General features: G+C 39.8%; 23 protein-coding genes. 8 read left to right on the top strand and 15 right to left on the bottom strand.

From position 1 onward, the window contains the following. Nucleotides 1–154: 154 nt before the first annotated feature. Together plsY and NST59_RS08835 are read left to right on the top strand one after the other, a co-directional pair. Nucleotides 155–736 carry a glycerol-3-phosphate 1-O-acyltransferase PlsY gene (gene plsY / locus NST59_RS08840; RefSeq protein WP_024425146.1) on the top strand — a complete coding sequence of 194 codons (582 nt, stop codon included), beginning with the start codon at nucleotides 155–157 and terminating at the stop codon, nucleotides 734–736. A gap of 97 nt (nucleotides 737–833) precedes the next feature. Beyond that, nucleotides 834–1,121: a HesB/YadR/YfhF family protein gene (locus tag NST59_RS08835; protein WP_024425145.1), complete on the top strand. Its 288-nt coding sequence runs from the start codon at nucleotides 834–836 to the stop codon at nucleotides 1,119–1,121. Nucleotides 1,122–1,160: 39 nt separating this feature from the next. Here NST59_RS08835 and NST59_RS08830 read toward each other — a convergent pair whose 3' ends face one another. The 7 genes from NST59_RS08830 to acnA form a co-directional block, all read right to left on the bottom strand. Then, nucleotides 1,161–1,472 (bottom strand): hypothetical protein, encoded by a 312-nt coding sequence (locus NST59_RS08830; protein ID WP_039178934.1) that lies wholly within the window; start codon nucleotides 1,470–1,472, stop codon nucleotides 1,161–1,163. A 3-nt stretch (nucleotides 1,473–1,475) separates the two neighbouring features. Then, nucleotides 1,476–1,898 (bottom strand): acyl-CoA thioesterase, encoded by a 423-nt coding sequence (locus NST59_RS08825; protein WP_024425143.1) that lies wholly within the window; start codon nucleotides 1,896–1,898, stop codon nucleotides 1,476–1,478. A 107-nt stretch (nucleotides 1,899–2,005) separates the two neighbouring features. After that, entirely contained in the window at nucleotides 2,006–2,248 is a 243-nt protein-coding gene (tlp, locus tag NST59_RS08820; RefSeq protein ID WP_064498512.1) for a small acid-soluble spore protein Tlp, read from the bottom strand. 14 nt (nucleotides 2,249–2,262) lie between these two features. Further along, on the bottom strand, nucleotides 2,263–2,406 hold the full coding sequence (locus tag NST59_RS08815; protein WP_008357830.1) for an acid-soluble spore protein N: 144 nt from the start codon (nucleotides 2,404–2,406) through the stop codon (nucleotides 2,263–2,265). 51 nt (nucleotides 2,407–2,457) lie between these two features. After that, the gene (locus tag NST59_RS08810) at nucleotides 2,458–2,583 is read right to left on the bottom strand and encodes an FbpB family small basic protein (RefSeq protein WP_003211002.1); all 126 of its coding nucleotides are present in this window, start codon (nucleotides 2,581–2,583) and stop codon (nucleotides 2,458–2,460) included. A gap of 74 nt (nucleotides 2,584–2,657) precedes the next feature. Next, nucleotides 2,658–3,161, bottom strand: coding sequence for a TlpA family protein disulfide reductase (locus NST59_RS08805; RefSeq protein WP_039178927.1), 504 nt, complete (start codon nucleotides 3,159–3,161; stop codon nucleotides 2,658–2,660). Between the two features lie 66 nt (nucleotides 3,162–3,227). Beyond that, entirely contained in the window at nucleotides 3,228–5,957 is a 2,730-nt protein-coding gene (gene acnA, locus NST59_RS08800; protein ID WP_064498511.1) for an aconitate hydratase AcnA, read from the bottom strand. A 220-nt stretch (nucleotides 5,958–6,177) separates the two neighbouring features. Between acnA and sspO the strand changes: the two genes are divergently transcribed. From sspO to NST59_RS08780, 4 genes are all read left to right on the top strand, one after another. Further along, nucleotides 6,178–6,324, top strand: a complete 147-nt coding sequence (gene sspO / locus NST59_RS08795; protein ID WP_039178922.1) for a small acid-soluble spore protein O — start codon at nucleotides 6,178–6,180, stop codon at nucleotides 6,322–6,324. 16 nt (nucleotides 6,325–6,340) lie between these two features. Then, nucleotides 6,341–6,487 (top strand): small acid-soluble spore protein P, encoded by a 147-nt coding sequence (locus NST59_RS08790; protein ID WP_003211331.1) that lies wholly within the window; start codon nucleotides 6,341–6,343, stop codon nucleotides 6,485–6,487. Nucleotides 6,488–6,589: 102 nt separating this feature from the next. After that, nucleotides 6,590–6,991 (top strand): Hsp20/alpha crystallin family protein, encoded by a 402-nt coding sequence (locus NST59_RS08785; protein WP_341040562.1) that lies wholly within the window; start codon nucleotides 6,590–6,592, stop codon nucleotides 6,989–6,991. Between the two features lie 262 nt (nucleotides 6,992–7,253). After that, nucleotides 7,254–7,682: a DUF2621 domain-containing protein gene (locus NST59_RS08780; RefSeq protein ID WP_024427086.1), complete on the top strand. Its 429-nt coding sequence runs from the start codon at nucleotides 7,254–7,256 to the stop codon at nucleotides 7,680–7,682. Between the two features lie 22 nt (nucleotides 7,683–7,704). On the opposite strand, the gene NST59_RS08775 is transcribed toward NST59_RS08780, so the two are convergent. After that, a complete protein-coding gene (locus NST59_RS08775; RefSeq protein ID WP_024425136.1) occupies nucleotides 7,705–8,187 on the bottom strand; it encodes a CcdC family protein in 483 nt (160 codons plus the stop codon). Between the two features lie 94 nt (nucleotides 8,188–8,281). Then, nucleotides 8,282–8,989: a cytochrome c biogenesis CcdA family protein gene (locus tag NST59_RS08770; protein ID WP_064498509.1), complete on the bottom strand. Its 708-nt coding sequence runs from the start codon at nucleotides 8,987–8,989 to the stop codon at nucleotides 8,282–8,284. Nucleotides 8,990–9,198: 209 nt separating this feature from the next. Here NST59_RS08770 and NST59_RS08765 point away from each other — a divergent pair, with 209 nt between their 5' ends. Continuing rightward, nucleotides 9,199–9,372, top strand: a complete 174-nt coding sequence (locus tag NST59_RS08765) for an aspartyl-phosphate phosphatase Spo0E family protein (RefSeq protein ID WP_369810454.1) — start codon at nucleotides 9,199–9,201, stop codon at nucleotides 9,370–9,372. 259 nt (nucleotides 9,373–9,631) lie between these two features. Here NST59_RS08765 and NST59_RS08760 read toward each other — a convergent pair whose 3' ends face one another. The 6 genes from NST59_RS08760 to yneA all read right to left on the bottom strand — a co-directional run bounded on the left by NST59_RS08760 (nucleotide 9,632) and on the right by yneA (nucleotide 14,047). Further along, nucleotides 9,632–9,850 carry a YneF family protein gene (locus tag NST59_RS08760; RefSeq protein ID WP_003212379.1) on the bottom strand — a complete coding sequence of 73 codons (219 nt, stop codon included), beginning with the start codon at nucleotides 9,848–9,850 and terminating at the stop codon, nucleotides 9,632–9,634. An 84-nt stretch (nucleotides 9,851–9,934) separates the two neighbouring features. Beyond that, nucleotides 9,935–10,381 carry a sporulation inhibitor of replication protein SirA gene (sirA, locus tag NST59_RS08755; RefSeq protein ID WP_024425134.1) on the bottom strand — a complete coding sequence of 149 codons (447 nt, stop codon included), beginning with the start codon at nucleotides 10,379–10,381 and terminating at the stop codon, nucleotides 9,935–9,937. A 198-nt stretch (nucleotides 10,382–10,579) separates the two neighbouring features. Next, complete coding sequence (tkt, locus tag NST59_RS08750) at nucleotides 10,580–12,583, bottom strand: transketolase (protein ID WP_059375396.1); 2,004 nt, start codon at nucleotides 12,581–12,583, stop codon at nucleotides 10,580–10,582. A gap of 187 nt (nucleotides 12,584–12,770) precedes the next feature. Next, nucleotides 12,771–13,001, bottom strand: a complete 231-nt coding sequence (locus NST59_RS08745; protein WP_024425132.1) for a DUF896 domain-containing protein — start codon at nucleotides 12,999–13,001, stop codon at nucleotides 12,771–12,773. 69 nt (nucleotides 13,002–13,070) lie between these two features. After that, nucleotides 13,071–13,718 carry a YneB family resolvase-like protein gene (locus NST59_RS08740; protein WP_041085133.1) on the bottom strand — a complete coding sequence of 216 codons (648 nt, stop codon included), beginning with the start codon at nucleotides 13,716–13,718 and terminating at the stop codon, nucleotides 13,071–13,073. A 17-nt stretch (nucleotides 13,719–13,735) separates the two neighbouring features. Then, nucleotides 13,736–14,047 carry a cell division suppressor protein YneA gene (gene yneA / locus NST59_RS08735; RefSeq protein ID WP_034283425.1) on the bottom strand — a complete coding sequence of 104 codons (312 nt, stop codon included), beginning with the start codon at nucleotides 14,045–14,047 and terminating at the stop codon, nucleotides 13,736–13,738. Between the two features lie 159 nt (nucleotides 14,048–14,206). Here yneA and lexA point away from each other — a divergent pair, with 159 nt between their 5' ends. After that, entirely contained in the window at nucleotides 14,207–14,827 is a 621-nt protein-coding gene (gene lexA, locus NST59_RS08730) for a transcriptional repressor LexA (protein WP_024425129.1), read from the top strand. Nucleotides 14,828–14,843: the final 16 nt, after the last annotated feature.

Here is a 14,843-nt window from a genome sequence, read left to right as displayed (position 1 = left end):
CAAGACACTCCTTTTCCTCTATTTTAGCGAATTTCTGCTTAAAAACAAAGCTGAATCCATCTGCTTTGGATTTTTTCAAAAAAAGTTCCCCATGTTTTTCACAAGATCATGTTAAAATGTAAGACAAGAGGGAGAATATAAAGGAGTTATGCAGATGTTAATTGCTTTGATGTTTATTTTGGCTTATCTTCTCGGCAGTATTCCATCCGGTCTCATTGTCGGGAAAGCTGCAAAGGGTATCGATATCCGTGAACATGGCAGCGGAAACCTGGGTGCGACGAATGCATTTCGTACACTTGGCGTAAAAGCAGGGTCTATTGTGATTACTGCTGATATCCTAAAAGGGACGCTTGCTTCAGCTTTACCGTTTTTCATGCAGCTGGACATCCATCCCTTATTAGCAGGAGTTGCTGCTGTTATCGGTCACAGCTTTCCTGTCTTTGCAAAATTTAAAGGGGGAAAGGCAGTCGCTACATCAGGCGGTGTGCTGCTATTTTACGCCCCATTCCTATTTATCACGATGATCGCTGCTTTTTTCTTATTTTTATACATTAGTAAATATGTTTCACTATCATCTATGCTGACTGGGATCTATACATTCATTTACAGCATATTCACCAAAGACCTATTCTTAATCATTGTTGTTGCCGTTCTTGCTGGCTTTGTGATTTACAGACACATCGCCAACCTCAAACGAATTCTCAACAAAACTGAACCGAAAATCAAATGGCTCTAGCCGTTTCATCCATTTAAATATGTGGTAAAAGTAAAGAAAAGCTGTTTTTGCATCCTGCATTTTAAAAACAGCATGACTTCAAAAAGGGGCGATCACATTGAAATTAACAATAAAAGAAGATGCACTCAATTGGTACAAGGATGAATTAGATTTAGAAAAAGGTGATCAAGTTCGCTTTTTTGTGAGATATGGCGGGTGCAGTAATGTTCAAAAAGGCTTTTCTCTCGGCGTCGCAAAAGATGAACCTCAAAATGCCGGCGCAACTGCTGAAATAGAAGGTATTACTTTCTTTATTGAGGAAAGTGATATTTGGTACTTTGACAACCATGATCTGCATATTGATTATAACGAGTCCGTGAAAGAACCAGAATTTCATTATGAATAAACAAAAAAGATACCTCATCCCTCGGGTATCTTTTTTGTTTTACACTTCAATATACAGCCCATACTCTTGAATGTTTCCTAAAGACCGTTCCTTTTGCAGAATTCTTTTTTGCGGCTCACCGATCAAGTCAAAATGAGGAAACCCTTCCCGGTCATGAATCCATTCTTTTTTTAGTCCATGTCTTTCTCCCCACTCAACTAACCGCTTCATATCCTGACAGGCTGCTTTTGTGACGGTATTGGCATTTGGAAAACGGTCATCGAGCCAGTAGTGTGTTAAAAAAGCAACTTTTCCTTCCTGGACAGCTGTTTTCCAAGCGTTTAAATCGCTTCGTTTAATACCAAAAGCCATAAATTAAACCTGCTTCTTCGACTGTTCATATACTTTATGCCAAGCAGGAAAGGCTTTTCTAAATTGAATAGGTCTAAAGGTGTCTTTATCTACACAAATATGTGAGGTTGTCCCTGTAATCGCTGTTTGTCCATCAGGTTTTTGAATTTCATAGCCATACACCGTTTTGACACCATTATATTCTTCAATCCATGTATGAACGGTTGCTGTTTCACCATACAGCAATGGTTTTTTATATTGAACCTGCAAGTCTATAACAGGTGCAAGAGCACCGTCTGCTTCTAGCTGCGCATAGGAAAACCCTAATTCTTTAATCAATGCTGTTCTGCCGACTTCCATCCAGATTAAATAATTGGCATGATATACGATGCCCATTTGATCTGTTTCTGCATAACGGACTTCTATTTCTTTTTTGGATACATACACGTTTTCATCGCTCTCCTATCAAAACCTAAGGTCTGTCTCTGCCATTTTACCACATTCCAAATGGTTCTTCTAAAAAGAGGCAATAAAATAAACCAGGAATCCCTGGTTTATTCAGTATAGCCATTCTTTCTTGCTGCTTCTTCGTCCTTGATCTCAGAACGCATCGCGTCAATACTCATTTTGCGGTTTTCGTTTTTTTGTTTGATCATTTGCTTTTCTGTCTCAGTCGAAACGGATATCGCTGCTTCAGATTCATCGATATTGTCAAGTGTGTTCTCGATCATATCTTGCAGCTTTTCAACATTATCAGATCGATCATCTGGATTGGATTGATATGACTCGTTATTCATGATGATTCCCCTCCTTATTCGCCCTTTGTCTGTATCACATCTGGCTGTTCATTTGATTTATTATGCATCTTTTTACCTTTATTCCGTTTGTATGCTACAGGTTTTGTCCCTAAATGGTCTGGTGTAAACTGCGCTTGTTTATCATGCTCTCTACCCATTATTCATCCCTCCCTCTCCTTTAGGATGAACGAAAACGGATAATTCATGACTTATTTTTGTCTAAATCGTTCTTCCAACTTTTCTTCGAGCTGGTTTAAAAATTCCTCATTGCTTAATAATTCTTTTTTATTTTCAAGCACAAGCTCTTCAAATGTGCGTCGTTTTCTTCTTCTCATTCCACTCACCTCCATATATGTATGATTACATTTTCGCCAAAACATTTGGAAAATAAGCAAAAAGAGCTGAATCATTATAGATCCAGCTCTTTTTCAATTTCTTTTTTTGTCAGCATTTGATGCTTCACAGACATGATGCGTCCTTTTTCATCTAATATGTAGGTCGTTGGGTATGAAAGAACCTGATATCTTGCTTGAATGCCTTTTTGGTCCAATAAAACAGGAAAGCTCAGCTTTAATTCTTTTGTGAATGCTGCCACATGATCCACACTCTTTTCAGTAGTCGTCAAATTCACCGCTAGTACTTCAACTTGGTCATTTTCGCTCCTAATTGCGTCTAGATCCGGCATTTCTGTCCTGCACGGCTTACACCATGTCGCCCAGAAATTGATGAGCACCTTTTTCCCTCGGTAATCAGATAACGAGGCGGTTTTGCCATCAAGGGTTTTTAGTTCGAAATCAGGGGCTTGATCCCCTTTTTCAAGACCGATTGCGGGCTCTTTTGGCCCAAATAAATTCCATGCAAGTAAACCAATCAACACAAGTAAAACAGCGCTTGCCATTCCTTTTTTCCACATGATTGATCCTCCACTATTTTAAAAAAGAAGAGAAAGCTGTTGAATCGCCTTCTCTTCTTTGCTGTATTAGTTGCTTGCCAATTTTTCGCGAAGTACCATTTGAAGGATACCGCCATGACGATAGTAGTCAATTTCAACTTCACTGTCAAAGCGAACGACCACTTCAAATGTTTTCTCGTTACCATCTGTGTCAATTGCTTTCACAGTAACGAGATCACGCGGACGAACTGTTTCGTCAACATGAACTTCAAATGTTTCTGTTCCTGTTAGACCATGAGTTTCTGCACTTTCTCCGTCTTTAAACTGCAAAGGAAGTACGCCCATGAAGACAAGGTTACTTCTGTGGATACGCTCAAAGCTTTCAGCTAGAACAAATTTAATTCCAAGAAGGTTTGTTCCTTTTGCAGCCCAGTCACGTGAAGAACCCATTCCGTAGTCTTTACCTGCTAAGATCGCTAGACCTGTTCCATCTTCTTTATAGCGCATGCATGCATCATAAATGGATGTCACTTCACCAGTTGGCCAGTAAGTTGTATAGCCGCCTTCTGTTCCCGGTGCAATTTGGTTCTTAATACGGATGTTTGCAAAAGTACCTCTCATCATGACATGGTGGTTACCACGGCGAGATCCATATGAGTTAAAGTCTCTAGGCGACACGCCTCTTTCTTGCAAGTATTTGCCCGCCGGTGTGTCCTTACCAATCGCTCCAGCAGGAGAAATATGGTCAGTTGTGACAGAGTCACCGAACTTCGCAACTACGCGCAAGCCTTTAAGCGGTTCAACTTTACCAGGTTCAACTGATAGGTTTTCAAAGAATGGCGGGTTATCAATGTATGTGGAATTTTCATCCCATTTGTACAATGCATCATCCGTCGTTTTAATTTCATTCCAGCGGTCATTGTTGTCAAAAACAGTTTCATACTCTGAACGGAATAGCTCAGGTGTGACAGTGCTTTTAACGACGCTGTTGATTTCGTCCATTGATGGCCAAATGTCATTGAAATAAACGTTTTCGCCATTTTTATCGACACCGATAGGATCTTTTGTTAAATCAATATTCACCGTACCTGCAAGTGCATAAGCCACAACTAATGGTGGAGATGCAAGGTAGTTTCCTTTCACAAGCGGATGGATACGACCTTCAAAGTTACGGTTACCTGATAAAACAGAAGTGATCAGCAGATCATTTTCAGAGACAGCATCTTCAATTTCTTTCTCAAGCGGTCCTGAGTTTCCGATACAAGTTGTACAGCCATATCCAACAATGTTAAATCCGAGGTCTCTTAAATATGGAAGAAGTCCTGAATTCACAAGGTATCCTGTTACAACTTTAGAACCCGGCGCTAGTGACGTTTTCACGTAGTTTGGCACTTTCATACCGAGCTCACTTGCTTTCTTCGCAACAAGACCTGCTCCGATTAACACGTATGGGTTCGATGTATTCGTACAGCTCGTAATCGCTGCAATCGCAATCGCACCTGTCTTCATCACAGCTTTTTCACCGTTTGCAAGATCAAATTCGATTTGTTTATCAAGCTCTGATTTATCTAAGCCAAACCCTTGGTTACCAGCTGGGCTTTCGATGTGTTTATGGAACGTCTCTTTCATTTGAGAAAGTGGAATCAAATCTTGTGGACGTTTAGGACCAGATAAGTTTGACTCAATTTTAGAAAGATCAATTTCCACAACATCAGTAAAAACTGGTTCTTCTGCATCTGGCGTATAGAATAAGCCATTTGCACGAGAATATTCTTCAACGATATTAATTTGCTCTTCATCACGTCCAGTAAGGCGAAGGTAAGCAAGTGCTTCTTCATCTACTGGGAAGAATCCACAAGTAGCACCGTATTCTGGCGCCATGTTCGCAATTGTTGCACGATCTGCTAATGGCAATTGAGCAACACCCGGTCCGAAGAACTCAACGAACTTGTTTACTACGCCTTTTTCACGAAGGACTTGTGTGACTTTTAATGCAAGGTCAGTTGCAGTCGTTCCGTTTGGAAGCTCTCCAACTAATTTAGCACCAATCACTTCTGGTACTGGGAAGTATGAAGGCTGACCAAGCATACCAGCTTCCGCTTCGATACCGCCAACGCCCCATCCAAGTACACCGATACCGTTAATCATCGTTGTATGAGAGTCAGTTCCAACTAATGTATCTGGGTAAGTGATGATCTCGCCATCTTCTTCAATCGCATGAACAACACTTGCAAGATACTCTAAGTTCACTTGGTGAACAATTCCTGTTGCAGGCGGAACAGCTTGGTAGTTGTTAAACGCTTTCTTTGCCCAGCTAAGGAAGTTATAACGCTCTGCGTTACGTTCGAATTCTAAATCCATGTTAATGTTTAATGCATCTTCAGTTCCAGCTTTATCAACTTGTACTGAGTGGTCAATAACAAGGTCAACTGGAATTTCAGGGTTAATTTTATCCGGATCCCCGCCCACATCTGCCATTGCTTTTCTTAAAGAAGCAAGGTCAACGACGGCTGGTACACCCGTGAAGTCTTGTAAAATAACACGAGAAGGTTTAAATGGAACATCAATTTCTTTTACCTCGGCAGTTCCCCATTTTGCCAAGTTTTCAACGTGTTCCTTCTTGATCACTCTACCGTCTACTTGGCGAAGCACTGATTCTAAAAGTACCTTAATGGAATAAGGCAGCTTAGAAACATTTCCAATTCCTTGTTTCTCTAGTGCTTCTAACGAATAATAGTGATACGTTTTCCCATTTGTCGAAAACGTTTTTCTAGATTGAAAAGCGTCTTGTTTAGCGACTTGCTGCTGTTTCGACATGTCCAAAATCCCCCTTTTGATGATCAAGATCAATTTCAATTCTCAGAAAAATCGTCGTATTTCACCACAATTTTCTCACAATTTCATCTTAAAACAAATTCATACATAAGTAAATAACAATGCTTTTATTAAATTCAATAAGTTTAACTTATCATTAGGAAATGTTTACTCTTCATAAACGAAGCGCAGCGGGTTCATACTACAAATGAGGTGAAAGAACATGACAAAACGCAAAGCAAATCATGTCATTGACGGCATGAACGCAGCCAAAAGCCAAGGTAATGGCGCAGGCTATACGGAAGATGATCAACTCGTTTTAACAGAAGAACAAAGACAAAACAATAAAAAACGCAAAAAGAATCAATAAGAAGGAGCCAAACATCATGACGAATAAAAACACAGGGAAAGACATCCGTCAAAACTCTCCTAAGGAGCATCAAGGCGGTCAGCCTGAGCCGTTATCAGGCAGTAAAAAAGTGAAAAACCGCAACCATACAAGACAAAAGCACAATTCTCATCATGATATGTAATCATTCCCCTCTCATCCCGTGACCACACGGGATGTTTTAGGTCTTTCACACATTTCCATTTTCATCATATGATTTATTATGAGATGTGATGGAGGAGTGTTTATGGAGAATGAAAAGCAATCGAATTCCTCTGATTTCCTTGAAATAGATGATTGGCTCAATGTTTTAATGGATGATCCATTTGCCTGGTATGATGAACACCTCCCAATTGATCTTTATGAAACAAGCCGTGATTATATTATTGAAATCGATGTCTCCACCTTATCGATCACTGATGTAAAGCTGACCTTTGCTGGACATGAGCTGACGTTGACTTACACAGTACAAAAGCCAAAAGGTGAAGGCGAACAGCCAATTGAAAAAAGCGTGATGCTTCCTTTTTATTTAAACGACAAAGACATTGCAACAGATTATGAAAACCAAATCATATCGATAAAAATTAAAAAATGTTCCGACCATCGAAGCGGTGCATTTTCCTTTCAAATCCCCCACTTCAAACATTAAGAGCCCACCTTCATATAGGTGGGCTCTCTTCCCGTTCGTTTCAAGTCAATACCTTTTGCGAACCACCATGGCCAAATAGTAGAATCGCTATATGATAATGTATTCTTTTTCTACTAATCGGTTTGGGTCATTCTAGTAAATGGGCAGCTATCAATGAAAAAGGGCGTTTATAGAGATAATAGACATACATTTTTGTTATTTTCTTCTATCCTCTCTTCATGTAATATAAAATAGAGAGATAAGGGGTATAAGGAGTGAGAACATGTTAAGCGGCTGGTTTTTGTGGTTCATTTTATTTTGGGGTACAGTGATGATCGGATTACTCGCAATCGGTGGCTTTTTTATGTTTCGCAAATTTTTAAAACGATTGCCAAAGGAAGATGGGAAATCAGAGCTTGATTGGCAGGATGAATATATTCAAAAGAGCCTTCACCTATGGCGGGATGAGGACAAACAGCTGTTAAATGAACTCGTATTACCTGTTCCAGAGCTGTTTAGAGATGTTGCCAAAGAGAAAATTGCGGGTAAAATTGGCGAGCTGGCATTAAAAGAACAGGCTGCCAGCATTAATTTAGACTTAATCATTCGCGGCTACATTATGGCTACACCAAAGCGGGATCATAAGTTTTTATTGAAGCGCCTTCAAGAAAAAAACATCGATCACTCGCCATATGAATCGTTATTAAAATAACCTCCTTTTTTAAAAAGGAGGTTTAATTCATTTGAATCTGCTGTGGATCTAATTGTTTAGACAGCTTTCTAAACGACAAATACATAGCAACCCGCCAAGGCACGATCATGCCAAAGGCAAGAATCCAAAACATTCCGCTTAATGAACCATAATCAATAGAAGAACTTAGGATGGTCTTCATCCCGATACGAAGGACAAGAAGTCCAATGAGAATGAACACAAATGCTTTTGACCGCTTTAAGTAAATGTCATTGCCTCTAATTTCAAACTTCGAAGTTTTAATTAAAAATATAGAGAAAAACATCCCCACTGTGATCGCTTCTAGAAATTCAGCTCCAGTTACCCGAAACATTGGAACAAAAAACATCAGTGCGCCAGTGCTCATGAAAATAGGAGGTAAAATAATTTTTTTTGCCGTTGCAGGTTTTGCAGATGACTTAATGCGAATAAACATGACGGCCACCGCCATACATACCGCAATTATAGAAGAGATCAAGATCATCATATCAAATCATTCCTTTATTCTTTAAGGTCAGCCTATGTATAATATACTCCAATTGACGAAAAAAAACCATTCGCCGCGACTGTAGAAAACGATTTCAAAAGCCTGTAAAGCCGCCAAACAATGATGAGAACATGATGATAATCCATGTGAGAAGATCAAAAAACAGCAAAATCCCTACCACAATCATAATGATTCCGCCAATTCGCATGATAAGCTGCTGGCGCTTTCTGATCCACCCCATTTTCGTAATGAAAAAGGAGAGAATAAAAAACGGGACGGCAAATCCAAATATATACGCAATCATATACATGACAGCCGACTCAGGATTGTTACTCGCCAGTGTGATGACAGCGGATAAAATAGGTCCAGTACAAGGTGTCCATCCAGCGGCAAAGCCCATTCCGATGAGAATGGATCCAAAAAAACCAGCAGGACGATTTTTGAACTGTATTCTCTTTTCGCCCATGAGGAAAGAGGGCTTGAATACGCCAAGAGTCATAAAACCAAAGAAAATAATAAGGATGGCTCCAATTTGACGAATCGCTTGATGATAATCATTAAAAAACTTCCCGACAAACGATGTACCAAAGCCAATCGCAATAAATATAATAGAGAACCCAACTAAAAAGAATAATGTATGAAGCAGACTTCTTCTTCTCAGCATCACCTTCTCGGATTTCACTTCATCTATACTAACGCCCGTAATATACGATAAAAACGCTGGATAAAGCGGAAGACAGCACGGTGAAATAAAAGAAAGAAATCCTGCTCCAAATGCTAAAAAGTAATTCAAATCTGTCAAAAGAACACCCCCTTCTTACAAATATACAATAAGAGATGACAAAATCATTTCATTTTTTTTACATCACCTCAATAAAGATGGTCTATTCTCTTAAAACCTTATATAATTTAATTTGACATCAAGATAATGAATCCTTTAAATTTGAAAATAAACCTTAAAATGGATATAATAGAATCGATTCTTTTTATCAAGATTTGCATGAAAGGAACATGACTTTGGTAAAAACATCATTATTAACTCAAATCGAAGAAAAAAGAGAAGAGCTGATGAAAGTTGTCTTGCATAATGGGATGACATCAACAGTGACCATCGAACATAGCCAGCAGCTAGATCATCTCCTCTTACAATATCAACGACACTTACACTCAAACTCAGCCAACTAATTATACTTCATGATATCAAACATGCCGAACCATTGTAGAACAGTTGATATGTGTGACCATAAAAGAAACGAAAACCTCTGATATAGGGGTTTTTTGTTTTTCATGCTGTTTGACGCCATAATAAAAACCACCTTCCCTGCTTCATTCATGCAAGTACAGTGGTTTTAAGCGTCTGATGAAGGTGAATTGAATAAAGAAAGGACAACGCTTGTCCATTCTTTATAACCATGTTCCATCTATGATCATAATATCGTACGTATTATTTCGCTTGGTTGTTCATGGCTTTCATCATTTGATTGATTTTCTTCTGGGACGGTTTCATGCCCATTTGCATCATCATCATTCGAAGCATTTGTTCATTAATCGGTGGATTCTTTTTCAAATAGCTCATCATATACTTACGAGCAATAAAGAATCCGAGTGCAACTCCTGCAAGCAGTGCAACAACGCCTACAAGGATGACAACCCATAAATCCATAATTCTTCCTCCTTCATGTTGTCTCGTATAAAGTGTACTAAACAAAAGGCTATTATACAACATTTCACGTTCAATTTTATTTTTTTAAACAAAATTCCTCACTTTTACTGGATTAAGCCACCCGTGCTTCTTTGAACTAAAGTCCATCGCAAGAAAACAAGGGCTGATTTTTCTCAGCACTTCAAAAAACACCGCTTCTGCCTCATAACTGCCAGTCGCAGACATTTGGATATACCGGTCTTTAATAATAAATGCTGCGGTTCCTTTTCCATCTGGTAAAGAAGCGCTGTAAATCGAGCCTATTTGTGTATAGTGAATGTTCGTTAAGTTATTCATGAGACGCTGGTGCATATGAAAAGCAGGGATTCGCTTCGTCACATAATCCACTTGCTTCACAAGCATAACTAACTCATCGTCGGTACGATTCGTCCAGTGTAATGACTCAAACAAATGAAACAAAATCGATTCTCTGCCAAAATAGTGATGTGCAAATTCATCCTCAATCCAATAAATATAATAATGGCGTTCCATGTCTATCCCTTCCTTTCACATTTCGTCAATCTCGTTTATTGCTTGTATTATACAAAAATGTGAAAGAAAGAATTGTCTATATATGAAGCAAGAAGAAACTAGTTTTGTCAAAAAAACAAGAAAAAAGAAAAAAGTTTGCAGAGCGGATGAAAATGCTCTGCAAACAGATAGCAAAAAAGCATGATGCTTGGAGTTCGTTTATTTATTCAGCTTCGCTTTCACACGGCTGACTACATTGCTGACAGTAAATCCGTATTTCTCGATAATGGTTTCACCTGGTGCAGATGCGCCAAATTTATCAATTGCAATCACGTCACCGTCAAGGCCAGTGTAACGCTCCCAGCCAAGTGAAGCACCCATTTCAATCGCAATACGTGCACGTACTGCTTTAGGAAGAACGGATTCTTTGTATTCGTCTGACTGCTGATCGAAGCGATCCCATGCAGGAAGGCTGACAACAGATGCGCGGATACCCTCTTTTTCAAGTGCCTTTTGCGCTTCAATGGCTAAACCAACCTCAGATCCTGAAGCGAGTAGAAGTGCTTCTGGCTGTGCATCAGCTGCTTCAACCACAACGTATCCACCCTTTTCTACTCCCTCATATGCCTTCTCTGGTGCCTGGTCAATCGTTGGAAGGTTTTGACGAGTAAGAACTAGTGCAGTCGGTTTATCCGTTGAAGATACAGCTAGTTTCCACGCTGCAGCTGTTTCATTTCCATCTGCTGGGCGAATAACGGAAAGGTTAGGCATCGCACGCAGTGAAGCAAGCTGTTCAACCGGTTCATGTGTTGGACCATCTTCACCAACAGCGATACTATCATGAGTAAAGACGTATGTGACTGGAAGTCCCATTAAGGCAGCAAGACGAATCGCTGGTCTTAAGTAATCTGAGAAAACAAAGAACGTTCCGCCGAATACACGAAGACCGCCGTGAAGCGCCATACCGTTGAGCGCCGCACCCATTGCAAATTCTCTCACACCGAACCAAATGTTTTTGCCGGCATAATTATTTTTTCCGAAATCATCCGTGTTTTTAATCGTTGTTTTGTTTGATCCAGCAAGGTCAGCAGACCCGCCAATAAAGAAAGGTACTTGCTTTGCAATGCCATTTAACACTTCGCCTGAAGAAGCGCGGGAGGCAAGGCTTGAACCTGCTTCATAAACAGGAACCTCTTGGTCCCAATTTTCAGGAAGCTTTCCTTCAATCGCAAGCTTCAGCTGTGCTGCCAGCTCTGGATATTCTTTTTCGTATTGCGCAAACAGCTCATTCCAAGCTGCTTCTTTTTTCTGACCAGCGTCTTTGACAGCTTCTTTGAAATGATCGTACACTTCAGAAGGTACATGGAAATCTTCTTCAAACGTCCAAGAGTAAGCATCCTTCGTCAGCTTAGCTTCCTCGCTGCCAAGAGGTGCACCATGCACACCAGACGTTCCCGCACGGTTTGGCGAACCGAAACCGATTGTTGTTTTCACTTCGATTAAAGTAGGTCTGTCTGTGCTTTGTTTCGCCTTTTCAATAGCAGCTGTTACTTCTTCGATGTTGTTGCCGTCTTTCACGTAAAGAACTTCCCAGTTCATCGCTTCAAAACGATTCTTCACATTTTCAGAGAATGAGCGATCTAAGTCGCCATCTAAAGAAATGTCATTTGAATCGTAAAGAACGATTAAACGGCCTAAGCCTAAATGACCAGCAAGTGAAGCAGCTTCTGAGGAAATCCCCTCCATTAAGTCTCCATCTCCGCAAATGCTGTATGTATAGTGATCTACAACCTGAAAGTTGTCTTTGTTATACGTTTCCGCAAGATGTCTTTCTGCAAGTGCCATCCCTACTGCCATAGCAATTCCCTGGCCTAAAGGACCTGTTGTGGCATCTACGCCTTCTGTGTGTCCAAATTCAGGATGTCCAGGTGTTTTGCTTCCCCATTGGCGGAATTGTTTTAGATCATCGATGCTCAGATTGTATCCGCTTAAATGAAGCATGCTGTATAGAAGCATAGAACCATGTCCCGCAGATAAAACAAAGCGGTCTCTGTTAAACCATTTTGGATTTTGCGGACTTACGTTTAAGTGATTCGTCCATAAAGCGTACGCCATTGGTGCAGCACCCATCGGCATTCCTGGGTGACCGGAATTCGCTTTTTCAATTGCGTCTATGGAGAGAGTACGTATTGTTGCAATAGATTTCAATTCAATCGTTTCCATATAAATCCCCTTCCGTATCTTGTGTACACCATTATCATAAATCTACTGTCCTTTTTTCACAACTATTTCACGCTGAAAAAGAAGGATTTTGTCACATTTAGTTTATCGATCACCTAAAAAGTTATGCAAATATGAAAAAAGACGAGAATAATCTTCCCATCTTTTCAAAATTCAAGAAATCACAGCCTTAATGAAGGTTCTGATCTTTTTCTCTTTTTAATTTTTCTGGTGTGACATCGTTTCCTTCAGGATCAACGATCTTGACAGTTTTAAGTGTATTTTTCATAGAAGAACGAAAAGCTTTCAAATACTCTTCTCTCAACTGCTTTTGTTCTGTTTTTTCAGCGTCTGATAAACCGGTCTCTTTCGACTTTTTTGAAAGCTCATTTATTCTTGCAAGCTGTTCTTTAGAAATCATGACAAACTCCTTTAAAGCATTTTCTCTACATACTACTAAATATCAATCATTTTGACAACAAATCACGCTTTAGGTGGTAAGGTCTTTTTCATATTCTTGATACCTTCTATGCACCGTTGCTTTTGAAATGTCAAAACCTAATGCCTGAAGAGTTGCGGCAATTTCGGCGAATGTCATATTGTTTTTTCTTAATCGAACAATTTCTGAAATCGGCACTTCAATACGCTCACGGCCAGGTGCATGGTCCTGCTGCCTTAAATTCAGTTCAGGCTGATATCCGCGCTCAACTGCCCTTTTCATTCCCCGCTTGATTTTCAGGTTATGAATTTTCCGTTGGTATTCTTCGACGACTCCTACAATCTCAATGACCATTTCATCTGCTTCTGAAAGCTCAAGCTCTCCTCTATGAAACACGCTGTATACCTTTACGTTCTCTTTAAATAAACAATGAAGAAGTGCAATTTTTGCTTGTCCTCTTCCAAGACGAGTTTCATCCTGGATCAAAACGGCATCGATTGACTCTTCCTTCAGTGCAGCAAGCATTTCAAACACACCATCACGATCTAAATCATATCCACTTGCTTTTTCTTTGATGACTTTGACCACATTCATCTTGTGCATGGCAGCTAACGCCAGCAGTTCTTCTTCTTGTCTTTTCAACGAGGTTTCCTGCTCTTCTTTGACAGTGCTTACTCTCGCATAAATGATTGCGTTCATGTCTAAAATCGACCTTTCTACTGTACTGTTGCAAGCTGATATACGACTGGATGCTCTTTTTTGACGGGTATAACAAGAATGTCGCCAGGCTGGATTTCAGTTGAAGCAAGATCATTGTGTTCGGTAACCCAATCAATAAATGCATTTTTGTCGATTGATTTGCTGTCGTTTACTTGATCAGCTAACCCCCAAAGAGTATCACCTGATTGAACCTCTATTTTAACATACTGATTTGTATCATTATGGCTTGTGACTGCAATAAGTGAGAGAAATATGCCAACGATGAATGAGAATACCCCAATAAAAATAATAGATTCTTTTAACCTCATAATGTCATCTCTCCTAATAGAATATGTGTTCGCTCTTTCTGTCACTCATTATAAATACGAACAAACGTTTCTGTCAAACGTTTTTTTCGAACCTATGTTTGTACTGTTAGGAAAAACATGCTATAATTTCTTTAAAATTGACGTTTTGAGGTGCAAAAGATGACGAAGCTATCAAAAAGACAACTCGATATCCTGAAATTCATCAAAGATGAAGTAAAAAGCAAGGGTTATCCCCCATCCGTCCGTGAAATTGGAGAAGCTGTCGGTCTAGCATCCAGTTCAACGGTCCATGGACATTTAGCTAGACTAGAAACAAAGGGCTTAATTAGAAGAGACCCGACAAAACCTAGAGCGATCGAAGTACTAGATGAAGAGGAAATGAATATTCCAAAGAGTGCTGTAATGAACGTTCCAGTCATCGGAAAAGTAACGGCCGGCCTTCCTATCACTGCTGTTGAAAATGTAGAAGAATACTTCCCCCTTCCAGAGACTTTTGCAGCACCAGATGAACAAGTGTTTATGCTTGAAATTATGGGAGAAAGTATGATTGATGCAGGTATTTTGGACAAGGACTATGTCATCGTGCGTCAGCAAAGCACCGCTAACAATGGTGATATTGTGGTCGCCATGACAGAGGAAGATGAAGCGACAGTCAAACGCTTTTATAAAGAAGATACACACTTTAGATTACAGCCAGAGAACCCATCAATGGAACCGATTATTTTACAGAATGTGAGTATACTAGGTAAAGTGATTGGCGTATTTCGAAATATTCATTAAAAAAAGCCGGTATTTC

The sequence above is a fragment of the Bacillus sp. FSL R5-0439 genome (assembly GCF_038008805.1).
GTDB classification, from domain to species: domain Bacteria; phylum Bacillota; class Bacilli; order Bacillales; family Bacillaceae; genus Bacillus; species Bacillus safensis.
This window is presented reverse-complemented; position numbering and strand designations above follow the sequence as displayed.

Bases quoted from the DNA above. Each gene is read 5' to 3' on its own strand.
- lexA (WP_024425129.1), top strand. From the start codon at position 14,207: ATGACGAAGCTATCAAAAAGACAACTCGATATCCTGAAATTCATCAAA.
- tlp (WP_064498512.1), bottom strand. From the start codon at position 2,248: ATGAATAACGAGTCATATCAATCCAATCCAGATGATCGATCTGATAAT.
- NST59_RS08760 (WP_003212379.1), bottom strand. From the start codon at position 9,850: ATGGATTTATGGGTTGTCATCCTTGTAGGCGTTGTTGCACTGCTTGCA.
- NST59_RS08780 (WP_024427086.1), top strand. From the start codon at position 7,254: ATGTTAAGCGGCTGGTTTTTGTGGTTCATTTTATTTTGGGGTACAGTG.
- acnA (WP_064498511.1), bottom strand. From the start codon at position 5,957: ATGTCGAAACAGCAGCAAGTCGCTAAACAAGACGCTTTTCAATCTAGA.
- sirA (WP_024425134.1), bottom strand. From the start codon at position 10,381: ATGGAACGCCATTATTATATTTATTGGATTGAGGATGAATTTGCACAT.
- NST59_RS08745 (WP_024425132.1), bottom strand. From the start codon at position 13,001: ATGATTTCTAAAGAACAGCTTGCAAGAATAAATGAGCTTTCAAAAAAG.
- NST59_RS08775 (WP_024425136.1), bottom strand. From the start codon at position 8,187: ATGATGATCTTGATCTCTTCTATAATTGCGGTATGTATGGCGGTGGCC.
- plsY (WP_024425146.1), top strand. From the start codon at position 155: ATGTTAATTGCTTTGATGTTTATTTTGGCTTATCTTCTCGGCAGTATT.
- sspO (WP_039178922.1), top strand. From the start codon at position 6,178: ATGACAAAACGCAAAGCAAATCATGTCATTGACGGCATGAACGCAGCC.
- NST59_RS08810 (WP_003211002.1), bottom strand. From the start codon at position 2,583: ATGAGAAGAAGAAAACGACGCACATTTGAAGAGCTTGTGCTTGAAAAT.
- tkt (WP_059375396.1), bottom strand. From the start codon at position 12,583: ATGGAAACGATTGAATTGAAATCTATTGCAACAATACGTACTCTCTCC.
- NST59_RS08830 (WP_039178934.1), bottom strand. From the start codon at position 1,472: ATGGCTTTTGGTATTAAACGAAGCGATTTAAACGCTTGGAAAACAGCT.
- NST59_RS08740 (WP_041085133.1), bottom strand. From the start codon at position 13,718: ATGAACGCAATCATTTATGCGAGAGTAAGCACTGTCAAAGAAGAGCAG.
- NST59_RS08765 (WP_369810454.1), top strand. From the start codon at position 9,199: ATGACTTTGGTAAAAACATCATTATTAACTCAAATCGAAGAAAAAAGA.
- NST59_RS08805 (WP_039178927.1), bottom strand. From the start codon at position 3,161: ATGTGGAAAAAAGGAATGGCAAGCGCTGTTTTACTTGTGTTGATTGGT.
- yneA (WP_034283425.1), bottom strand. From the start codon at position 14,047: ATGAGGTTAAAAGAATCTATTATTTTTATTGGGGTATTCTCATTCATC.
- NST59_RS08815 (WP_008357830.1), bottom strand. From the start codon at position 2,406: ATGGGTAGAGAGCATGATAAACAAGCGCAGTTTACACCAGACCATTTA.
- NST59_RS08790 (WP_003211331.1), top strand. From the start codon at position 6,341: ATGACGAATAAAAACACAGGGAAAGACATCCGTCAAAACTCTCCTAAG.
- NST59_RS08785 (WP_341040562.1), top strand. From the start codon at position 6,590: ATGGAGAATGAAAAGCAATCGAATTCCTCTGATTTCCTTGAAATAGAT.